Genomic DNA, 19,157 nt, shown 5'->3' with positions numbered 1-19,157 from the left:
CGGCCAGGCTGCGCTGAAGACGGTGACGGGTTCTCATCGGAATCCTCCCGTGGGGGTCTCGCGGGCCCTGGGGGTGGCCCGCGTGGGACCGATACTCGAGGAGGAGGCGCAGTGGAACCAAGGGTTCTAGGCTGGCGTGGCCTCGCCTGGCGAGTAGTTGCCACCTACCACCTGCCGCACGTCCACGGGGGGAGAAGGTCGATGGAGCCGTTCACTCTTGACGAGGTGTCCGTCGCGGTGTACCGCCTCTACATCATGCGTCCGGAGATCGATTCGGGGCACATATCCGTGGCCCTGGGCCTGCCGGAGGAGCGGACGAGAGAGGCCGAACGGAAGCTGCGGCTCGCCCAGCTGCTGCAGCCCACGCCGGCCGGGGGATGGGTTGCGGTCAGCCCGGAGACGGCCGCCGACACCCTGCTCGCCGAGGCCGAACAGAGCGTCCTGGAGCACCGGTCCCGCATCGCCGCCGTCCGCGTCGGGCTCGGGGCCTGGTCCGGTTCCTACAGGGAGGCCAGGAGCATGCGGTCCGTGAAGGACCGCATCGAGGTCGTCCGCGGGGTCGAGGCGATCCGCGCGGTCATCGACGACCTGGCGCGCACCTGCACCGACAGCGTCGACGCGATGGTCCCCGGCGGGGGACAGACGGACCGGGCCATCGGCGCCGCGACCCCGCTGGACCTGGCGACGCTCGAGCGCGGGGTCGCCCTGCGCACCCTCTTCCAGCACGCGGCCCGCAACCACCGCGCCACGACGGCCTACGCCGAGGTCATCCGCGCCGCCGGGGCGGAGGTGCGGAGCGCCAGCCTGCTGCCCTCCCGCATGCTCGTCTACGACGCCGCCACGGCCGTGCTGCCCCTGGACCCCGACCACACGGCCGCCGGAGCGGTCGTCGTCCGCGACCCCGCCGTGATCCGGCTGCTGACCCACCTCTTCGACTCGCACTGGGAGCGGGCCATCGCCTTCGCCGCGGCCGAACGGCACGAGGGCGGTGAGCCCTCGGACCTCGAGCTCGCCGTGCTGCGGCTCATGGCGGCCGGCAAGAAGGACGAGGTCATCGCCCGTCAGACGGGACTGTCCGCCCGCTCCACCAGCCGCCTCATCGGCGGGCTGATGGAACGGCTGGGTGCCGACAACCGCTTCCAGGCCGGTGTCCGGGCCACGGTGAAGGGATGGCTCCCGTGAGCGGACGGCGCGCGGACGGCACAGCGGACGACACAGGGGGCGGGCGCCGTACGGCGCCCGCCCCCTGCGGGGTTCACTTACGGATCACGGCTTGGCGGTGCCCGCGGTGACCGTCAGCGTGTAGGGGTTCTCCAGCAGCGGGGAGGTGCGGCGGGACTCCACCTCGAACTCCCAGACGCCGGGGACCGGGTTCTTGTACGAACGCTGGTCCGGGCGGCAGGTGTTGTCCGGGTTCGGGTAGTTCGGGTAGCAGTTGATCGTGGAGGTCTTGTCCACCGGCACGCCGTAGGGGTTGATGGCGATGAACCGGGTCTGGCTGCCGTCGGCCAGGCCGCTCATGGCCACGTCCAGCGACGTGGCGCCCTGGGGGACGGTCACGAAGTACGACGTGGTGGCGTTGCGGGTGGCCTTGCCGGACGTCTTGAAGACGTTCGAGACGAGCGGCTCGGCCACGATCACGGTGGTCATGATCTGCTTGTCGACGCCCTCGGTGCGCTCGTCGTCCAGGGCCAGGATCGCGCTGTGGACGCCGGCCGACTTGGCCTTCGCCTTGACCTTCACGGTCACCGGCTTGTTCAGCGGCAGCTTGACCTCGTCGTCACCGACGAGCTTGAAGGTGCCGTCGTTGTTGCGCCACTCCAGCTCGTGCCGCACCGGCTTGTCCGGGCCGGAGGTGCGGGTGATCGTGACGTCGTACGTACGGGTCTCGCCGGCCTTGAGGCCGCCCTCGCGGTCGTAGACGCCGGTGCCGAAGCCGGGGGTCTTGAGCCGGCCGGACAGGGCGGTGGACACGGGCGCCTTGACGGCGTACTCGTGGGCGGTGGCGCCGTCGCGCAGGGATTCCCAGGCCTCGACGATGTCGATCAGGCCGGAGCCCTGCTCGTACGCCTGGAAGCCCTTGATCTTCTTGGCGGTGCTGGTCAGCGCCGTGCGCAGGTCGGCCGGCGCCAGCTTCATGTGCTTCTGCTTGGCGGCCGAGATCAGCAGCGCCGCCGCACCCGTGGCCTGCGGGGAGGCCATCGAGGTGCCCTGCAGCATGCCGTAGCCGGGCGGCAGCTCGTAGCCCGCCTCGGCGACCGGGGCGCCGGGCTGCCAGGTCGGGATGGTGTTGACCGACGCGCCCGGGGCGGTGATCGTCGGGGCGAAGCCGCCGTCCTCGCGCGGGCCGTGGGAGGAGAAGGGCATCATCGCGTACGACGTCCTGACCTCGGAGCCGTAGTTGGCGGCCCAGGTCTCCTTGGAGACGGAGGCGCCGACGCTGACGACCTTGTCGGCCAGGGCCGGGTCGCCGATGGTGTTGAGGCCGGGGCCGCTGTTGCCCGCGGAGATCACCAGCTGGACGCCGTAGGTGTCGATGAGGCGGGTGTAGAGCTCGGCGCGGGCGTTGTTGCCGTCGTTGAGCGCGGGCAGGCCGCCGATCGACATGTTGACGATGTCGACGCCGCGGTTGACCACGAGGTCGATCATGCCCTCGGTGAGCGCGACGTTGGTGCAGCCGCCGGTCCAGGTGCAGGCGCGCGAGGAGACGATCTTCGCGCCGGGGGCCGCGCCGTTCATCCTGCCGCCGAACAGCCCGTTGGCGGCGGTGATGCCCGCGACGTGGGTGCCGTGCTCGGACTCGATGACGCCGATGTTGACGAAGTCGGCCTTCTTGCCGATCCAGTCGCCGCCCTTGGGGTCCATCGGCACGTCCTTGCGGACCTGCACGACGAAGGGGATGCGCTCGGCGATCGGGGTGTCCGGGTTGTCCTTGCCGAAGTAGCCGACCTGGAAGCCGTCCTTGTAGGGCTTCATGTCCGCGTCGTCGCCGAAGTTCCCGTCGTCGTCGAGGTCGACGCGGACGGTGCCCTTGGCCTTGTCGTAGAGGACCGCCCAGGAGTCGGTGGTGTCGCCGTCCCGGTTGAGGTCGCCCTTCATGTCGCCGCCGGTGGTCTCGCTCTCGCGGAAGAGGGCGACCTGGTACGAGCCGGAGGCGGGCGCGGTGTAGGTGCGGCCGTTGAAGGAGAAGGAGGGGCCGGACACGTCGGACGTCATCGGCAGCCAGGTGCCGTCCTCGTCCGCGAGCGGGTCGGTGGCGGTCACCCAGTCGACGATCTTGCGCTCGCCGGTGGTGGTCTTCTGCAGCGCCGGGTGCCCGAGGTCCACGCCGGAGTCCAGGATGCCGATGGTCACGCCGCGGCCGTCGGCCTTGGGGTGGTCCTCGGTGAACTCGACGGCGCCCGTCTCGAAGGCGGGCTGATAGGGGTTCTTCGCCGGGGTGTTCTTGCCCGGGGCGGGGTAGGTCCGGCCCTTGGCGAGCTTCCGCGCGGACTGCGCCGCGGCGCCGGTGTCGGCGCGCGGGGTGGGGTCCGGGAGCCGGATCTCCTGCTTGAGGTCGATGCCGTGCACGGCGTCGAGCTTCTTGGCCTCGTCGATGGCGGCGTCGGCCTTGCCGGTGGGCACGGTGACGCGGACGTAGCCGAGCTTGTCGTAGGCCTGGCCCACCGAGGCGCCCTTGATCGCGTCCAGCGCTCCGGCGACCTGGCCGGTCTTCCCCGGCTGGGTGGCGATCATCATGGTGACGGTCTTGTCGCCGTCGGCCTTGGCCTTGGCGAGCAGGTCCGCGTCCTGTGAACCGAGCTTGTCGGCGCCGGACTTGGCCGGTCCCGGGGTGGGCCGCGGGTCGTCGGCGAGCGCGGGGGCGGCGCCCGCCGCGGTGAGGGCGGCCACGAGCGAGGCCGCTATGGCTATTCGGGCCGCGGTTCCGGCGCCCGGAGGCGCGTTCCGGGGGTCGGGGGTGGTGGTCATGGGCATCCCTGACTGGAAGTGAGAAAGAGAAGAAAACGCAGACAACGGAGAGTGCACAGCGGTGGGCACTACGACCTGGCGTCCGGAATGCGGAGGCCGGTGAGCGATCACTTTGATGGAAGTGGCGGGGGTTTGGGGAGAGTTGTCGGAGAGGGAATATAAGGATGGCGTAAACCCGCCAGGCGCCACGCGGGATGAAGCGGGACGGAGGCCGTGAAGCGGTCAGCGGCGTTCTCGCAGCTCAGCGGCTGTACGACAAACGGACCAACGCACTGGCCGATGATGGCCGCCAGGGTTCCCCTCGCGAGTGAACGCTGAGTGAGCGTCAGTACGCCAGGGGACGAGTGGTGTATGTCAGTTCGCACCAGCCAAGATCCATGTGAGGTGATCGGCGGCGACCGTTGCGGTCATGTTCACGCCCAGGTCATTCGCGCTGCCGACGATCCTGACTGACCGGGGCCGCAGCCCGCCCGCACGACCGCCAGCCTTCGCGTTCGCACTCGGGGAGACCGCCATGCACCGCAGATCCCGCAGAACCGCAGACTCGCAGCTCGACCGTCGTTCCTTCCTGGCCGCCGCGGGCGCCGTCACCACGGCCGCCGGCCTGGGCCTGACCGTGGGCATGGACTCCCGCCCGGCCGCCGCCACGCCGGGAGACCCCACCCCCACGGCCGCGACGCCCGCCCAGGAGACGCCCGCCGCCGAGGCCGCGCCCACCAACGCGGGTACCACCCTGGTCTCCGTCGCCGCCCCGCGCGGCAGCGGAGGCTACCGGCGCCTGGGCGAGGGCCCCGGCTGGTCCAGGGTCGTACGCGCCGACCTGGCCGAGGGGCGGTCCGGCCGCGAGGACCGGCGTACCGCGCTCGCCTGCTTCGTACAGTTCACCGACCTGCACCTGACGGACGTACAGCACCCGCTGCGCTACGAGTTCTTCCGCTCCGCCGACGCCGGCGGCTGGCGGCCGCACGAGGCGCTCACGCTGCCCGGCGTGGTCTCCCTCGTCGAGCGCGTCAACAAGCTGCGCCGCGGGCCCGCCACCGGCAAACCGCTCGGCTTCATGGTCACCACCGGCGACAACGGCGACGAGAACGCCAGGATCGAGGTGGAGTGGTTCCTCACCGCCCTCAGCGGCGGCCGGATGAACCCCAACACCGGCGACCCCCGCCACTACGAGGGCGTGCAGAACAGCGGCCTCAAGCTCTACTGGCACCCCGACACCGCCCTGCGCGACCAGGACAAGGCCGTCGGCTACCCCCGGATCGACGGCTACCTCGCCGCCGCCTGCCGCGGCGTGACCAGCCCCGGCCTGAACATCCCCTGGTACTCCACCTTCGGCAACCACGACGGCCTCTCCGGCGGCTGCTACCCGGCCGCGGGCACCTTCATCTCCGACGTCGCCGTCGGCAACAAGAAGCTGCAGTACATCCCGCCCGCCGAGGCCAAGTACCTGATCGAGGGCGAGGTCAACGGCGCCGACCCCAAGGGCAAGCGCATCGAGGCCATGCTCAAGGCCCACAAGAAGGACATGCGCACGGTCACCCCCGACCCCCGCCGGGTGCCCCTGACCGCCCGGCAGTACGTGGCCGCCCACCTCGACCCCCGCTACACCGGCCGCGGTCCCGTCGGTCACGGCTACACCCGCGCCAACCTCGACTCCGGCAACCTCTACTACACCTTCCGCGTCTCCGACCGCGTCATCGGCATCAGCCTCGACTCGACGGACCCCGGCGGCCACTACCAGGGCTCGCTCGGCACCGCCCAGTTCAACTGGCTCGACCGGACCCTCGCCCAGCACAAGGACGAGTACGCCCTGGTCTTCAGCCACCACCCGAGCTGGAGCATGAGCAACATGACGCCGGACCCCGCCCGCCCGGGCGAGAAGCGGCACAACGGCGACGAGGTGCTCGCCCTGCTCGGCCGCCACCCCAACGTCCTGGCCTGGATCAACGGACACAGCCACCGCAACCGCATCCGGCCGCGCGGCACCTTCTGGGAGATCGCCACCGCCTCGCACGTCGACTACCCGCAGCTCGCCCGCGTCATCGAGATCACCGACAACAAGGACGGGACGATCTCCCTGTTCACCACCCTCGTCGAGTCGGCCGCGCCCTACCGCACCGACTTCCACGACCTGTCCCAGACCGGGCTCGCGGCCCTCTACCGCGAGCTGGCCTTCAACGCGCCCGGCTCGGACACCTCGCTCGCCGGCTCGCCCACCGACCGCAACACCGAGCTGCTGCTCACCAGGCGCTGACGGCCCGGCGGGCCGCCCCTCACCGGGGCAGCACGAGGAGATACGCGGCGGGCTCGCGGTCGGCCGACGCCACCAGGGCGGTACGGACGACCGCGGCCTGCTCCTCGAGCGCGTACCGGCCCCGCAGTCCCCCCGGCGTCACCCGCACGACCGTGATCCCCAGGCGCTCCAAGTGCTCGTGCCGGCACGACTGTTCGGACCACAGCGCGTCGCTCCCGTCGTGCGCGGCCCGGGTGTCCAGCTCGAGCGCCACGGCGTGGTCGGGCCAGAACGCGTCCACGCAGCCCAGGCTCGGCCCGCCCGGCAGCCGCAGGTCGACGTTCCACAGCGGGGCGGGCAGGGCCTGCTCGCGCACCATGTCGTACAGCCTGCCCTCCGCGGCCGAGCGGCTCTCGGCGAGCAGCGCGTCGACCGTCTCGGTCACCCGCGGCCGGCCCAGCAGCCGGGCCCGGGCCAGCTCCCGCACCAGCTCGGACGCCTCGCAGTGCCCGCCGCGCACGGCCTCCGTCAGCAGCCGCCGCACCTCGCCGGCGTCCGTCATATGCGTCACCGCGTCGGCCACCGCGCGGGCGGCCGGCGCCACCGGCACGCCGGTGAGCAGCGCCGGCCGGGGCAGGGTGTGCGCCCGTACGATCCGCGCGAAGCCGGTCGACCGCAGCCGCCGGGTGCGCGGCACCAGCACGTCGATGCGCTCCAGGGACAGCAGCGAGGGCACGGCCGTGAAGCGGTGCAGGGCCAGCGCCGCCGCGCCGGTGATCATCGCGTGGCCGTACGGGCCGGGGTCCGGCTCCCGCGTGGCGCCCGGGCCCGGCTGACGCGGGACCTGGGCCCGCGGAAGGGTGTACATCAGGGCGGCGTGCAGCCGCTCCTCGCCGGTGGCCGGCCCGGTGTGGAGGAGGTAGACCCCCGGCAGCAGCCGCCGCCAGGGGCCGGCGGAGCGGCAGCGCTCACCCGCCTCGGCACCCGTCACGCCGTGCTCCCGCAGCTGACGGGCGGTCATGACACGGTGCCGGACGTCGGAGAGGTGGTACAGGGGGCGTGGCGAGAGGGGGGTGTCGGGGTTCATGCCCCGGCCATTCCCGCTCCCGCCCCACCCGCTAACCGCTGTTACGTACCCGTCGGGATTTCCGGACAACCCCGCCGTCTTGTAAGGGGTTTGAAGGTTCGGTGAAGGCACGTGGCCGGGCCTACCGGGCGGCGGCCCCCGCGTCGCACTCCTGGGCCCGCAGCGCCCGCGCCAGGTCGTCCCGGGCCTCGGCCACCAGCCGCCGCAGGGCGGGGGCGGCGTCCTCGTGCCCGGCGAGCCAGGCGTCGGCTGCCTTGAGCGTGCTCACGTCGTCCTGCAGCGCCGGGAAGAGGCCGCGGACGATCGCCATCGCGATCTCGATGGACCGCTCCCGCCACACCCGCTCGATCGCCTCGAAGTAGCGCTCCGCGTACGGCGCCAGCAGATCCCGCCGGTCCGGCCGGGCCCAGCCGGTGATGGTGGCCTCGACCAGGGCGTTGGAGAGCGTGTCGGACTCCACGACCTCCGCCCACGCCGCGGCCTTGACCTCGGCGTCCGGGCGGGCCGCCAGGCAGCGCACCTGGTGCCGCCGGCCGGAGGCGGTGTTGTCGCGGGCCAGCTCGGCCGCGATCGCCGCCTCGTCGGCCGTGCCGCGGGCGGCGAGCGTGCCCAGGAACGCCCAGCGCAGCTCCTGGTCGACGTCCAGGCCGTCGATCCGGGCGGTGCCGTCCAGCAGGCCGCCGAGCAGCTGCAGGTCGGCCTCCGTGGCGGCGAGCTGGGCGAAGAAGCGGGCCCAGGCCAGCTGGTGGCCGCTGCCCGGCTCGGCCTGCCGCAGCTCGCTCAGCGCGCTGCCGGCCAGCTCCCGGCCGGCGGGCTCGCGCGAGGCGGGGGCCGCGTAGTACGTGAGCGCGCTGGTGGCCCAGGCCTGCACCATCTGGAGCACGCCGATGTCGGTCTCCGCGCCCGCGAAGCGCCGCACGAGGCCGAGGTAGTCGCGGGCGGGCAGCAGGCCGTCGCGGGTGAGGTTCCACAGGGCGGACCAGCACAGGGCGCGGGCCAGCGGGTCGGTCAGGTCGCCCAGGTGCTCGCGCAGGGTGTCCAGCGAGCCCTCGTCGAAGCGGATCTTGCAGTAGGTGAGGTCGTCGTCGTTGACCAGGATCAGCTCGGGACGCTCCGCCCCGGCCAGCTCCGCGACCACCGTGCGGGGCCCGGCGACGTCGACCTCGGCGCGGGCGTAGCGCTCGAGCGCGCCGCCGGCCTCGCGCCTGCGGTAGAGGCCCACGGCCACGCGGTGCGGGCGCAGCTCGGGATGCGCCTCGGGCGCCTCCTGGAGGACGGCCAGCTCGGTGATCCGGTCGGCCGCGTCGTAGGTCGCCAGGGGGGTGAGGGAGTTGACCCCGGCCGTCTGCAGCCAGGAGCGGGACCAGGCGGCCATGTCCCGGCCCGAGGTCTCCTCCAGCACCTCGAGCAGGTCGGCGAGGCGGGTGTTGCCGTAGGCGTGGCGCTTGAAGTAGCGGCGGGCGCCCTCGAGGAAGGCGTCGCGGCCCACGTAGGCGACGAGCTGCTTGAGCACCGAGGCGCCCTTGGCGTAGGTGATGCCGTCGAAGTTGAGCTTGGCGTCCTCCAGGTCGTGGATGTCCGCCGTGACGGGGTGGGTGGAGGGCAGCTGGTCGGCGCGGTAGGCCCAGGCCTTGCGGTTGTTGGCGAAGGTGATCCAGGCGTTGTCGAAGCGCGTCGCCTCCACCTGCGAGAAGGAGCCCATGAAGTCGGCGAAGGACTCCTTGAGCCACAGGTCGTCCCACCACTGCATGGTCACCAGGTCGCCGAACCACATGTGGGCCATCTCGTGCAGGATGACGTTGGCCCGGCGCTCGTAGGACGACCGCGTCACCTTGCCGCGGAAGACGAACTCCTCCCGGAAGGTCACACAGCCCGGGTTCTCCATCGCCCCGATGTTGTACTCCGGCACGAACGCCTGGTCGTACTTGCCGAAGGGGTAGGGGTAGTCGAAGTGGTCGTGGAAGAAGTCCAGACCCTGCTTGGTGACGGTGAAGATGTCGTCGGCGTCGAAGTGCCGGGCCAGGCCCTTGCGGCACAGCGCGCCCAGCGGGACGTCGAGGACGGTCCCGTCCTCGAGGGTGCGGCTGTAGTGGTCGCGGACGACGTGGTACGGGCCGGCCACGACGGCCGTGATGTAGGTGGAGATCGGCCGGGTGGGCACGAAGCGCCAGGTGGCCGAGGAGACGTCGGCCTTCTCGGGCTCGCCGTCCTGCTCGCCGTTGCTGAGCACCGTCCAGTCGGCGGGCGCGGTCACCGAGAAGGTGAAGGGCGCCTTGAGGTCGGGCTGCTCGAAGTTCGCGAAGACGCGGCGGGCGTCGGCGGGCTCGTACTGGGTGTAGAGGTAGACCTCGCCGTCCTCGGGGTCGACGAAGCGGTGCATGCCCTCGCCGGTGCGGCTGTAGGCGCACTCGGCGTCGACGACGAGGACGTTCTCGGCGGCGAGGCCGTCCAGGGCGATCCGCGAGCCGTCGAAGACGGCCTTCGCGTCGAGCTCGCGGCCGTTGAGCACGACCGAGGTGACGGCGGGCGCCAGCAGGTCGGCGAAGGTGGCCGCGCCCGGCTCGGCGCAGCGGAAGCGGATCGTGGTCACCGACCGGAAGGTGCGCGGCTCGGGGCCCGGGCCCGGCGCGGACCGCAGATCGAGGGCCACGTCGTAGGCGTCCACGGTCAGCAGCCTGGCCCGCTCGCGGGCCTCCTCGCGGGTCAGGTTCTCACCGGGCACGTCGCGGCTCCCTCGTTCGTCGGCTCGACTTCGTCACGTATATCGAACACCAGGAATCATGGCACGGGGTGTGCTTGTTGAATCGCTGACCGTTCAGTCCGTTCAGGACCCGTCAGAGGAGATTCGCGTGACCGCGGAGAGAGTGACCGCCGACTTCTGGTTCGACCCCGCCTGCCCCTGGGCCTGGATGACCTCGCGCTGGATGCTCGAGGTGGAGAAGGTGCGCCCGGTCGACGTGCGCTGGCACGTCATGAGCCTGGCGGTGCTCAACGAGGACAAGATCGACGAGCTGCCCGAGGAGTACCGCGCGTTCCTGGGCGACGCCTGGCGCTCGGTGCGGGTGTGCGTGGCGGCCGCGAAGGAGTTCGGCGACGAGGTGCTGGGCCGCCTCTACACCGCCCTCGGCAACCGCTTCCACCTCCAGGGCCTGCCGCAGAGCCGCGAGACGCTGGTCGCGGCGCTGGAGGAGGCCGGCCTCCCGGCCCGCCTCGCGGACGCCGCCGAGACCGACGCCTACGACGCCGACCTGCGGGTCTCCCACAAGGAGGGCATCGACAAGGTCGGCCAGGACGTCGGCACCCCGGTCATCGCCGTGCCCGGCCCGGACGGCGACGAGGTCGCCTTCTTCGGCCCGGTGGTCACCCCCGCCCCCAAGGGCGACGCGGCGGCCCGCCTGTGGGACGGCACCCTGCTGGTCGCCTCCACGCCGGGCTTCTACGAGATCAAGCGCACCCGGACGAAGGGGCCGATTTTCGACTGAGGCGGGTGGAGGGCGTGGCCGATCTTCGACTACGGCGGTCGAAGAACGTGGCCGATCTTCACTGACGGCGTTGCGGTTTCCCGTTCGGCGGGCGCCCGAGGGGATGGTCCCTTAATGTCCCGGTATGGACCAGGTCGACCTCTCCCGGCCGCTCGGCCGTGACGGCGGCTGGGCCGAGGCCGAGCCGCCCAGCGGCAACGCCGGCCACGCGGAGCTGCCCGTACGCCCGTACGACCTGCTGACGCTGGCCGGCTGCCACGCCCTGCGGGGCGTGTGGGCGCTGCTCGGGCTGCGCTCCGCCTCCGGTGCGCTGCGGCACTATCTGCGCGGTACGGGTTCCCCCTACCGGGTGGACGCCGAGGCGCTGCTGGCGCTGCCCGCCGTGCGGCACGCGGCCGAGGCGCAGCTGGAACGGTGGCGGGCGGAGGCCCTGGCGCGGTGGCGTGCCGGCACCCGGGCCGCCGCCGCGTACCCCGCCGACAGCGGCTGGCGCGACGTGCTGATCACCCGGCGGGTGAGCCCCGACTGGTGGCTGGCCCTGCGCTGTGTGGAGTTCCGCCTGACCGGCACGGTCCGGGTGGCCGCGGACGGCGCGACGGTCGTCGACTACCGCTTCGCGGTGCACAAGGCGTGGAACTTCGACCGGGGCAAGTCGGAGCTGGGGGTGCCGTTCACCCCGTTCGCCCGGCTGCACGAGACCGGGCTGGCCAGGGAGTTCCCGGTGACCGGAGAGGCGTTCGGCCATGGGTGAGGCGAGGCCCCCGGCGCGGTATCGGACCGCGCGGGGGCCCCGCCGTTACGCCTGCCGGGTGAAGGGTGAGAAGACGATCACGAGGCAGGCGGCCTGTGCGTCACGCGCGAGGCGTCACGGTCACGGCGCCAGCAGGATGCTGTTGCCCTTCGCCTTGGCGGCGGCGTAGCGCGCGGCGACGTCCTGCCAGTTGACGACCTGCCACATGGCCTCGATGAAGTCGACCTTCTGGTTCTTGTACTGCAGGTAGAAGGCGTGCTCCCAGGCGTCGAAGACCAGGATCGGGGTCGAGCCCTGGCCGACGTTGCCCTGGTGGTCGTAGACCTGCTCGACGATCAGACGGCCGCTGACCGGTTCGTAGGCCAGGACGCCCCAGCCGGAGCCCTGGGTGGTGGCGGAGGCCTTGGTCAGCTGGGCCTTGAACTTGGCGAACGAGCCGAACGACTCGGCGAGGGCGTCGGCGAGCTCGCCCACGCCGTCCTTGTCCAGCGGCTCGCCGCCGCCGTCGCCGGTCATGTTCTGCCAGTAGATGCTGTGCAGGATGTGGCCGGAGAGGTGGAACGCGAGGCTCTTCTCCAGGCCGTTGACGGCACCCCACTGGTCCTTGTCACGGGCCTCGGCCAGCTGCTCGAGCGTGTCGTTGGCGCCCTTGACGTACGCGGCGTGGTGCTTGTCGTGGTGCAGCTCGATGATCTCGGGGCTGATGACCGGGGCCAGCGCCGAGTAGTCATAGGGAAGTTCAGGAAGTGTGTAGATGGCCATGCCGAGCCCTCCGACTGCTTATTGCAATGAACTTGCAGGTAGACGCTACCAGTAAGTACTTGAAAGAAGGGGTAATGGGGGCAGGACTCGGACCAAAGACGGAGGCGGGGTAGGTCCTGAAGATCAGGACCTACCCCGCCTCAAGGGGTGGGGTGCCGCGGGCGCGTCAGGCGCGGGCCGCCGCCGCGCGCTGGCGGACGTATCCGGTCAGCGCGAGCACCAGCGTGAGACCGCCGGTGAAGTACAGCTGGATGCGGGTCTCCTCCTCGCGCAGCATCAGGGCCAGCACGCCGACGATGCCGGCCAGCGCCAGCCAGGTCAGGTACGGGAAGAGCCACATCTTGACCAGGAGCTGCTCCTTGGCGATGCGGCGCCGGCCCAAGAGCTGGGAGACCGCGATGAAGCCCCAGACCACCAGGGTGGCCGCGCCGACCATGTTGAGCAGCCACTTGAAGATGGTGTCCGGCCACCAGTAGCTCAGCAGCACCGCGAGGTAGCCGAAGGCGGCCGAGGCGACGACCGCGTAGCGCGGCACGCCTCCGCCGCTGACGCGGCCCAGCGCCTTGGGCCCCTGGCCACGGCTGACGAGGGAGAAGGCGATGCGCGAGGAGCCGTAGATGTTGGCGTTCATCGCCGACAGCAGCGCGATCAGCACGACGACGTTCATGATCTGGCCGGCGCCGGGGATGTCCAGGTGGTTCAGGACGGCGACGTACGGGCCCTTGACCACCGACGGGTCGTTCCACGGGATCAGGGTGACGACGACCAGCAGCGAGCCGACGTAGAAGAGCCCGATGCGCCACATCGCGGTGCGCACGGCCTTGGCGACGCCCTGGCGGGGGTGCTCGGACTCGGCCGCGGCGATGGTCACCGTCTCCAGGCCGCCGTAGGCGAAGACCGAGGCGAGCAGGCCGACGACCAGGCCGTTGGCGCCCATCGGGAAGAAGCCGCCCTGGCCGGTGAGGTTGGAGACGCCCGGGGAGTGGGTGCCGGGCAGCATTCCCATGACGGCGAGGATGCCCAGGATGAGGAAGACCGCGATCGCGGTGACCTTGAGGGTGGCGAACCAGAACTCGAATTCACCGAAGTTGCTCACCGCGGCCAGGTTGGACACGGTGAATATGATCATGAATAGGCCGACCCACATCCAGGAGTCGGTGCCGGGGAACCAGCCGGTCATGATGGACGCCGCGCCGATTCCCTCGGCGCCCACGGCCACGCACAGCAGGGTCCAGAACACCCAGCCGGAGGTGAAGCCGGCCCAGGGGCCGATCGCCCGGTCGGCGTGCACGGAGAAGGAGCCCGAGGCCGGGTTGGCCGCCGACATCTCGCCGAGCATGCGCATCACGAGCATCACCAGCAGCCCGGAGGCCGCATAGGCCAGCACGATCGACGGGCCGGCCGCGGCGATGCCCGCCCCGGAGCCGACGAAGAGGCCGGCGCCGATGACGCCACCGAGGGCGATCATCGAAAGGTGGCGCTGCTTGAGGCCGTGTGCCAGTGCCGGACCCGACGGTGGGATGTCCGCCGGGGCGGCTTCGGGGACGGGGGTCCCGCACGCCGCCGGCGGGGAGGGTGTACCAGTCATGATCGTGTTGCCCCGTTGGTGAGAGCGGAAAAGTTGCCTCAGTGTCGGGGCGATGTTGGCTGAGGACAATACCCCTTACACAGATATCCGATATTCGGACAGACGTATGACCGTCTGTGCCTGACATATCGGCAAAAACGAAAAACCTCAGGCGTCTCGGTGCTCGGACCGGCGCAGCCGGACCTCACGCAAACCGGCCACCACCAGCACCGCGCCGGTCGCCGCCGCCGACCACATCAGCTGCGGCCGCGCCTCCGCGTCGGTCAGCATCAGCACCAGCACCCCGCCCATGCCGGCCAGCGCCGCCCACGTCAGATAGGGGAAGCACCACATGCGCAGGGTCAGCAGCTCGGGCGTCTCGCGCTCGATCCGGCGCCGCAGCCGCAGCTCGGACACCGCGATCAGGCCCCAGACGAACAGCAGGACCGCGCCCACCGCGTTCAGCAGGTAGTGGAAGATCGAGTCCGGCCACTTCAGGTTCAGCACGACCGACGCGAAGCCGAACGCCACCGACGCCAGCACCGCCCGGCGCGGCACGCCGCCGCCGGAGACCTTCAGCAGGGTCCGCGGCGCCTCGCCCCGCTCGGCGAGCGAGAAGACCATCCGCGACGAGCCGTAGAGGTTGGCGTTCAGGGCCGACAGCAGGGCCACGAAGACCACGATGTTCATGATCTGCCCGGCCGCCGGCACGCCGATGTGGTCCAGCACGGCGACGTACGGGCTCTGCCCCGGCTTCATCGACGTCCACGGCAGCAGGGTGACGATGACGAGCATCGAGCCCACGTAGAAGAAGAGGATCCGCCACACCGCGCTGCGCACCGCGCGGGCCACGGCACGGGCGGGGTCGTCGGACTCGGCCGCGGCGATCGTGACGACCTCCAGGCCGCCGAAGGCGAAGACCACGGCGAGGACGCCGGAGATCACGCCGCTCCAGCCGTTGGGCAGGAAGCCGCCCTGCCCGGTGAGGTTGGTGAAGCCCACCGGGTCGGTGTCCGGCAGCAGGCCGAAGATGGCCAGCAGGCTCAGGCCGAGGAAGAGGACGATGGCGCCCACCTTCAGGGCCGCGAACCAGAACTCGAACTCGCCGAAGTTCTTCACGGCCGCGAGGTTCGCGGTCGTGAAGACCAGCATGAAGATCAGGACCCAGCCCCACTGGGGCACCGACGGCGCCCAGCCGTGCGCGATCTGCGCCGCGCCCGTCGCCTCGACGGCGAGCACGACCACGAGCAGGAACCAGTACAACCAGCCCACCGTGAAGCCCGCCCAGCGGCCGAGCGCGCGCTCCGCGTGGACCGAGAAGGCGCCGGAGGCGGGCATGGCCGAGGAGAGCTCGCCCAGCATCCGCATCACCAGCATCGCGAGCGCGCCCGCGATCAGATAGGAGACGATGATGCCGGGGCCGGCGACGGCGATGCCCGCGCCCGAGCCGACGAAGAGGCCGGCGCCGATGACGCCGCCCAGGCCCAGCATCGTCAGATGCCGCTGCTTGAGTCCCGGGGCCAGAGGTTCCTTCTCACCGGCGGCCGGCGGCTCGGCGACAAGCTGTGCGTCGTGCATGGGGCTCGTTCTTTCGGTTGTGCGTGGTGCCGCGCGAGGCGCGCGCGAGAAACAGGGGGCGCGCGCGAAAACGCGAGGTGCGGTTCCAGATTCCCCCGGCCGGGCGGCCGCCGCCAAGCCGCACACGGTCTCTCGTGACAAGCATCACGTTTACGCAAGCAACCACTTTTGAAGTGCGCACACACCGGACGGCGCGCTGGGAAACCCGCCAAAGCTCAGTGGTCAGCCTTTGTCGCAGAGCTCCGGTGCCCACGGCGTGACGCTCGGCTAACGTCGGGCTGTCCCTGCTCATCCCTTCCCGCGGAGTACCGATGGCCACCGCTACCGTCCCCGTCACCCGTGCCCGTTCCGGTGCGGTCCTCGCCGATCTGCTCCCGGCCTCCACCGCCGGGCGCGCCCGCGTCCGCGACGCGGCCCTGGTCCTCGGCGGCGCCGCGCTCACCGGCCTCACCGCGCAGATCGCCGTGCCCGTCCCCGGCTCCCCGGTCCCGGTCAGCGGCCAGACCTTCGCCGCCCTGCTGGTGGGCACCGCCCTCGGCGCCCGCCGCGGCTTCCTCTCCCTCGCGCTGTACGCCGTCGCCGGCGTCGCGGGCATGCCGTGGTTCGCCGAGGCCCGCTCCGGCGCCGCCTTCCCGTCCTTCGGCTACGTCCTGGGCATGCTGCTGGCCGCCACCGTCGTGGGCGCCCTCGCCCAGCGCGGCGCCGACCGCTCCGTGCTGCGCACCGCGGGCACCATGGCGCTGGGCTCCGCGATCATCTACGCGGTCGGCGTCCCCTACCTCGCGCTGGCCACCCACATGCCGATCGGCCAGGCCGTCGCGGTGGGCCTGACGCCGTTCCTCATCGGCGACGCCCTCAAGGCCGCGCTGGCCATGGGCGCCCTGCCCACCGCCTGGAAGCTGCTGGGCCGCCGCGGCTGAGCCGTCTCCTCTCCCTACGTACGGACCGGGCCCGCACCCTCCTTCGGGGGTGCGGGCCCGACTCGTGGGCGGTGCGCCGGGAGGAGCTCAGCGGCGGTCGCCCCGGCCCCGGGTCAGCCAGATGCCCGCGGCACCCCCGGCCAGCAGGAGGGCGGCGAGTACGGCCGCCACGAACAGCGGGGTGGACGAGGTGCCGGTGCGGGCCAGCTCGTCGTCGTACTCGTCGTCCTTCGACGGGGACGCGGCCGGCCGGTCCGCGCTCTTCGTCGGGGCGGGCGAGGTGCTCGTCGGGGCGGGCGAGGTGCCGCGCGGGCCGCCGGTGGTCTGGCCGGGCGGGGTGGCGGGCGCCGTGGTCCGCGGGCCGCCGGTGGTCCCGCCGGGTGTGGCGCCGGGCCCGCCGGGGGTGGCCGCGGAGCCGGAGGGCACGTTCTTGGTGCCCAGCAGCAGCGGGGTGTCCGGCGCGTCGGAGCTGGTGTCGGTGGTCCCGAAGTGCACGGGGCCCTGCTGCCACAGCAGCGTCTTTCCGTCGCCCAGGGTGACCGGAAGACAGATCTGTCCGGTCTTTCCCAGATCGAAGGTCGCCGCCACCCGATAGCCGTGGCTCCGGCCGGCCGCGAGTTTGTCGACGGTGCACACGAATCCGCTGTTGGAGTCCGACGGGAGTTGTCCGGTGGGAATGGCGGTGCAGCCCTCGACGGATGTGATCCGCATTCCCTGGAATCCCACGACCTTCAGTTTGAGACCGCTGACCTCCTTGGTCCCGCCATTGTGGACCGTCGCGGTCAGACTGGTGTTCCCCGTCTTTTTGTTCACGGTTATCCGGCCCGGCAGTTCGGTGCTGACCTGATATCCGGCCGGCGCGCTCGCCGCCGGGCTGCCGCCCTGGCTGCTCCCCGGCGTGGGCTCGTCGGCCCGCGCGCCGAACGGCAGCAGCGCCACCGCCGCCACGGCCAACGCCACCGCATGGCGCATTCGGTGACTACTTCGGAACATTTCCGCTCCCCCCTATCTCCACTCCCTGCAGAAGTATTTGAATAGGTACCACAAGATTCCAATGTCCGAAGGTGCGAAAAGGTAATTCCGCAATGGGGGCGGGCCTGGTGGGAAATTCGGGTGACGAGATGCGGGGGCGGCTCGTGGTGGGCCGCTACCGGCTGCTGGAATTGATCGGGCGCGGCGGAATGGGGCGGGTGTGGCGCGCGGCCGACGAGACGCTGGGGCGGCGGGTGGCGGCCAAGGAGATACGCATCGACGGGCTCGTCGGCGAGGAGAGCGCGGTCCAGCGCGAGCGCAGCCTGCGGGAGGCCCGGGCCACCGCCCGCATCGACCACCCCAACGTCGTGCGCGTCTACGACGTGGCGGAGGAGGACCGGCGGCTGTGGATCGTGATGGAGCTGGTGGACGGCCGCTCGCTGGAGCAGGTGCTGGTGCGGGAGGGGCCGGTGGCGCCGCCGGAGGCGGCACGGATCGGGCTGGGGCTGGTCCGGGCGCTGCGCGCGGTGCACGCGGTCGGGGTGCTGCACCGTGACATCAAGCCGGGCAACGTCCTGCTCACCGAGCGCGGCCGGATCGTCCTCACCGACTTCGGCATCGCGGCGATGCAGGACGCCGCCGCGCTGACCATGGCCGGGACGCTGGTCGGCTCGCCGGACTACATGGCCCCGGAGCGGATCGAGGGGCGGCTGCAGGGGCCGCCGTCCGACCTGTGGTCGCTCGGCGCGACCCTGTGCGCGGCGGTGGCCGGGCACTCGCCCTTCAGCCGGGCGACCACGATGGCCACCCTGCACGCCGTTCTCTACGAGCAGCCCGAGATCCCGGCGGCCTCGGGACCGCTGAGGGAGCTGCTGGCCGGGCTCCTGCTGAAGGATCCCGCCCGGCGCCCGACCCTGGACGGGACCGAGGAGACGCTGGAGCGCCTCCTCGCGCCCCCGCCGCCGGAGCCGGTCCCGCACCCGCCGACGGCCGCCGTGGCCGCACCCGCACCCGCCTCTGCGCCCCCGCCCGCTCCGGCGCCCGCGCCCGTGCCCGTGCGCGACGGCGTGCCGCCCCGGCGCTCACGGCGCAGGACGACCGCGCTCACCACCGGTGCGGTCGTGGCCGCCGCGGCCGCCGCGGCCGTGATCGTCCTCGTCGTCCAGGGGCCCGGGGAGGGGGGGCACGCCCGGGGAGACGACACGAGCCGCCCGCCCGGGACGACCGCTCCCGGAACGAGGCCGTCCGGAACGAGGCCGTCCGGAACGAGGCCGTCCGGAACGAGGCCGTCCGGAACGAGGCCGTCCGACTCCGCCGGGCCCGGCACCACCGGCCCCGGCTCCCCCCGGCAGAGCCAGGGCGCCTCGACCGCCGCCGCGCGCCGGTCCGAGGACGGCTTCAGCTGGGTGCCGCCCGCCGGCTGGAACCGCACCCAGCAGAGCCCCAGCGACGTCACGTACACCTCGAAGGACGGTGCGATCGAGGTCTCGGCCAAGCAGGGCCGTACGACGGAGGACCTGCTGACGCACTGGCAGCGGTTCGAGGAGGGCTTCCACGGCACCCCCGGCTACCGCAAGATCCGGCTGGAGCGGACGACGTTCTCCGGCGATTCCGCGGTGGTGTGGGAGTACGCCTTCCTCCAGGGCGGCGAGCCGCGGCAGGGCCGTCAGCTGGGCTTCGCGGAGGGAGGCAGGACGTACCAGGTCAGCGTCTGGTACGCCGACGCGGCCGAGAGCACCGCGCTCGGCGTCTACGAAAGCGTGAAGGGGTCGTTCCGCGCCGGCTGACGGCGTGGAACGACCCCTTCGGGCGTCCGGTGAGGCGGACTGGTACTTC

General features: G+C 71.9%; 12 protein-coding genes and 1 pseudogene. 6 read left to right on the top strand and 7 right to left on the bottom strand.

The window, feature by feature from the left end; translation table 11 throughout:
• Window positions 1-201: 201 nt before the first annotated feature.
• A complete protein-coding gene (locus J1792_RS31220) occupies window positions 202-1,182 on the top strand; it encodes a helix-turn-helix domain-containing protein (protein WP_086566579.1) in 981 nt (326 codons plus the stop codon).
• A gap of 108 nt (window positions 1,183-1,290) precedes the next feature.
• On the opposite strand, the pseudogene J1792_RS31215 reads toward J1792_RS31220, so the two are convergent.
• Window positions 1,291-3,969: pseudogene (locus J1792_RS31215) on the bottom strand (S8 family serine peptidase); the annotation flags it as partial.
• Between the two features lie 514 nt (window positions 3,970-4,483).
• On the opposite strand from J1792_RS31215, the gene J1792_RS31210 reads away from it, so the two are divergent.
• Window positions 4,484-6,223 (top strand): TIGR03767 family metallophosphoesterase, encoded by a 1,740-nt coding sequence (locus J1792_RS31210; RefSeq protein WP_207248682.1) that lies wholly within the window; start codon window positions 4,484-4,486, stop codon window positions 6,221-6,223.
• A gap of 19 nt (window positions 6,224-6,242) precedes the next feature.
• Here the strand turns inward: J1792_RS31210 and J1792_RS31205 are convergent, their stop codons facing one another.
• Complete coding sequence (locus tag J1792_RS31205) at window positions 6,243-7,289, bottom strand: hypothetical protein (protein ID WP_207248681.1); 1,047 nt, start codon at window positions 7,287-7,289, stop codon at window positions 6,243-6,245.
• A 121-nt stretch (window positions 7,290-7,410) separates the two neighbouring features.
• Complete coding sequence (gene pepN / locus J1792_RS31200) at window positions 7,411-10,011, bottom strand: aminopeptidase N (RefSeq protein ID WP_086566575.1); 2,601 nt, start codon at window positions 10,009-10,011, stop codon at window positions 7,411-7,413.
• Between the two features lie 127 nt (window positions 10,012-10,138).
• Between pepN and J1792_RS31195 the strand changes: the two genes are divergently transcribed.
• Both J1792_RS31195 and J1792_RS31190 read left to right on the top strand, forming a co-directional pair.
• A complete protein-coding gene (locus tag J1792_RS31195; protein WP_086566573.1) occupies window positions 10,139-10,771 on the top strand; it encodes a mycothiol-dependent nitroreductase Rv2466c family protein in 633 nt (210 codons plus the stop codon).
• Between the two features lie 124 nt (window positions 10,772-10,895).
• Window positions 10,896-11,522 (top strand): hypothetical protein, encoded by a 627-nt coding sequence (locus J1792_RS31190; RefSeq protein WP_086566572.1) that lies wholly within the window; start codon window positions 10,896-10,898, stop codon window positions 11,520-11,522.
• A gap of 120 nt (window positions 11,523-11,642) precedes the next feature.
• Here the strand turns inward: J1792_RS31190 and J1792_RS31185 are convergent, their stop codons facing one another.
• The 3 genes from J1792_RS31185 to J1792_RS31175 form a co-directional block, all read right to left on the bottom strand.
• Window positions 11,643-12,284 carry a superoxide dismutase gene (locus J1792_RS31185; RefSeq protein ID WP_086566569.1) on the bottom strand — a complete coding sequence of 214 codons (642 nt, stop codon included), beginning with the start codon at window positions 12,282-12,284 and terminating at the stop codon, window positions 11,643-11,645.
• Window positions 12,285-12,450: 166 nt separating this feature from the next.
• Entirely contained in the window at window positions 12,451-13,872 is a 1,422-nt protein-coding gene (locus tag J1792_RS31180; RefSeq protein WP_086566568.1) for an amino acid permease, read from the bottom strand.
• 147 nt (window positions 13,873-14,019) lie between these two features.
• Window positions 14,020-15,429 carry an amino acid permease gene (locus J1792_RS31175; RefSeq protein WP_086566566.1) on the bottom strand — a complete coding sequence of 470 codons (1,410 nt, stop codon included), beginning with the start codon at window positions 15,427-15,429 and terminating at the stop codon, window positions 14,020-14,022.
• Window positions 15,430-15,740: 311 nt separating this feature from the next.
• On the opposite strand from J1792_RS31175, the gene J1792_RS31170 reads away from it, so the two are divergent.
• Window positions 15,741-16,349, top strand: a complete 609-nt coding sequence (locus J1792_RS31170) for a biotin transporter BioY (protein ID WP_086566565.1) — start codon at window positions 15,741-15,743, stop codon at window positions 16,347-16,349.
• An 87-nt stretch (window positions 16,350-16,436) separates the two neighbouring features.
• Here J1792_RS31170 and J1792_RS31165 read toward each other — a convergent pair whose 3' ends face one another.
• Window positions 16,437-17,321: a hypothetical protein gene (locus tag J1792_RS31165; protein WP_086566563.1), complete on the bottom strand. Its 885-nt coding sequence runs from the start codon at window positions 17,319-17,321 to the stop codon at window positions 16,437-16,439.
• Between the two features lie 128 nt (window positions 17,322-17,449).
• Between J1792_RS31165 and J1792_RS31160 the strand changes: the two genes are divergently transcribed.
• Window positions 17,450-19,108, top strand: coding sequence for a serine/threonine-protein kinase (locus J1792_RS31160; RefSeq protein WP_307843133.1), 1,659 nt, complete (start codon window positions 17,450-17,452; stop codon window positions 19,106-19,108).
• Window positions 19,109-19,157 lie beyond the last annotated feature (49 nt).

The organism is Streptomyces triculaminicus (assembly GCF_017349075.1).
Taxonomy (GTDB): Bacteria; Actinomycetota; Actinomycetes; order Streptomycetales; family Streptomycetaceae; genus Streptomyces; species Streptomyces triculaminicus.
The sequence above is the reverse complement of the archived record's forward strand: the minus strand, read 5'-3'. Positions and strand labels throughout refer to the sequence as shown.

Bases quoted from the DNA above. Each gene is read 5' to 3' on its own strand.
- J1792_RS31180 (WP_086566568.1), bottom strand. From the start codon at position 13,872: ATGACTGGTACACCCTCCCCGCCGGCGGCGTGCGGGACCCCCGTCCCC.
- J1792_RS31190 (WP_086566572.1), top strand. From the start codon at position 10,896: ATGGACCAGGTCGACCTCTCCCGGCCGCTCGGCCGTGACGGCGGCTGG.
- J1792_RS31175 (WP_086566566.1), bottom strand. From the start codon at position 15,429: ATGCACGACGCACAGCTTGTCGCCGAGCCGCCGGCCGCCGGTGAGAAG.
- J1792_RS31165 (WP_086566563.1), bottom strand. From the start codon at position 17,321: ATGCGCCATGCGGTGGCGTTGGCCGTGGCGGCGGTGGCGCTGCTGCCG.
- J1792_RS31220 (WP_086566579.1), top strand. From the start codon at position 202: ATGGAGCCGTTCACTCTTGACGAGGTGTCCGTCGCGGTGTACCGCCTC.
- J1792_RS31205 (WP_207248681.1), bottom strand. From the start codon at position 7,289: ATGAACCCCGACACCCCCCTCTCGCCACGCCCCCTGTACCACCTCTCC.
- J1792_RS31210 (WP_207248682.1), top strand. From the start codon at position 4,484: ATGCACCGCAGATCCCGCAGAACCGCAGACTCGCAGCTCGACCGTCGT.
- J1792_RS31185 (WP_086566569.1), bottom strand. From the start codon at position 12,284: ATGGCCATCTACACACTTCCTGAACTTCCCTATGACTACTCGGCGCTG.
- J1792_RS31170 (WP_086566565.1), top strand. From the start codon at position 15,741: ATGGCCACCGCTACCGTCCCCGTCACCCGTGCCCGTTCCGGTGCGGTC.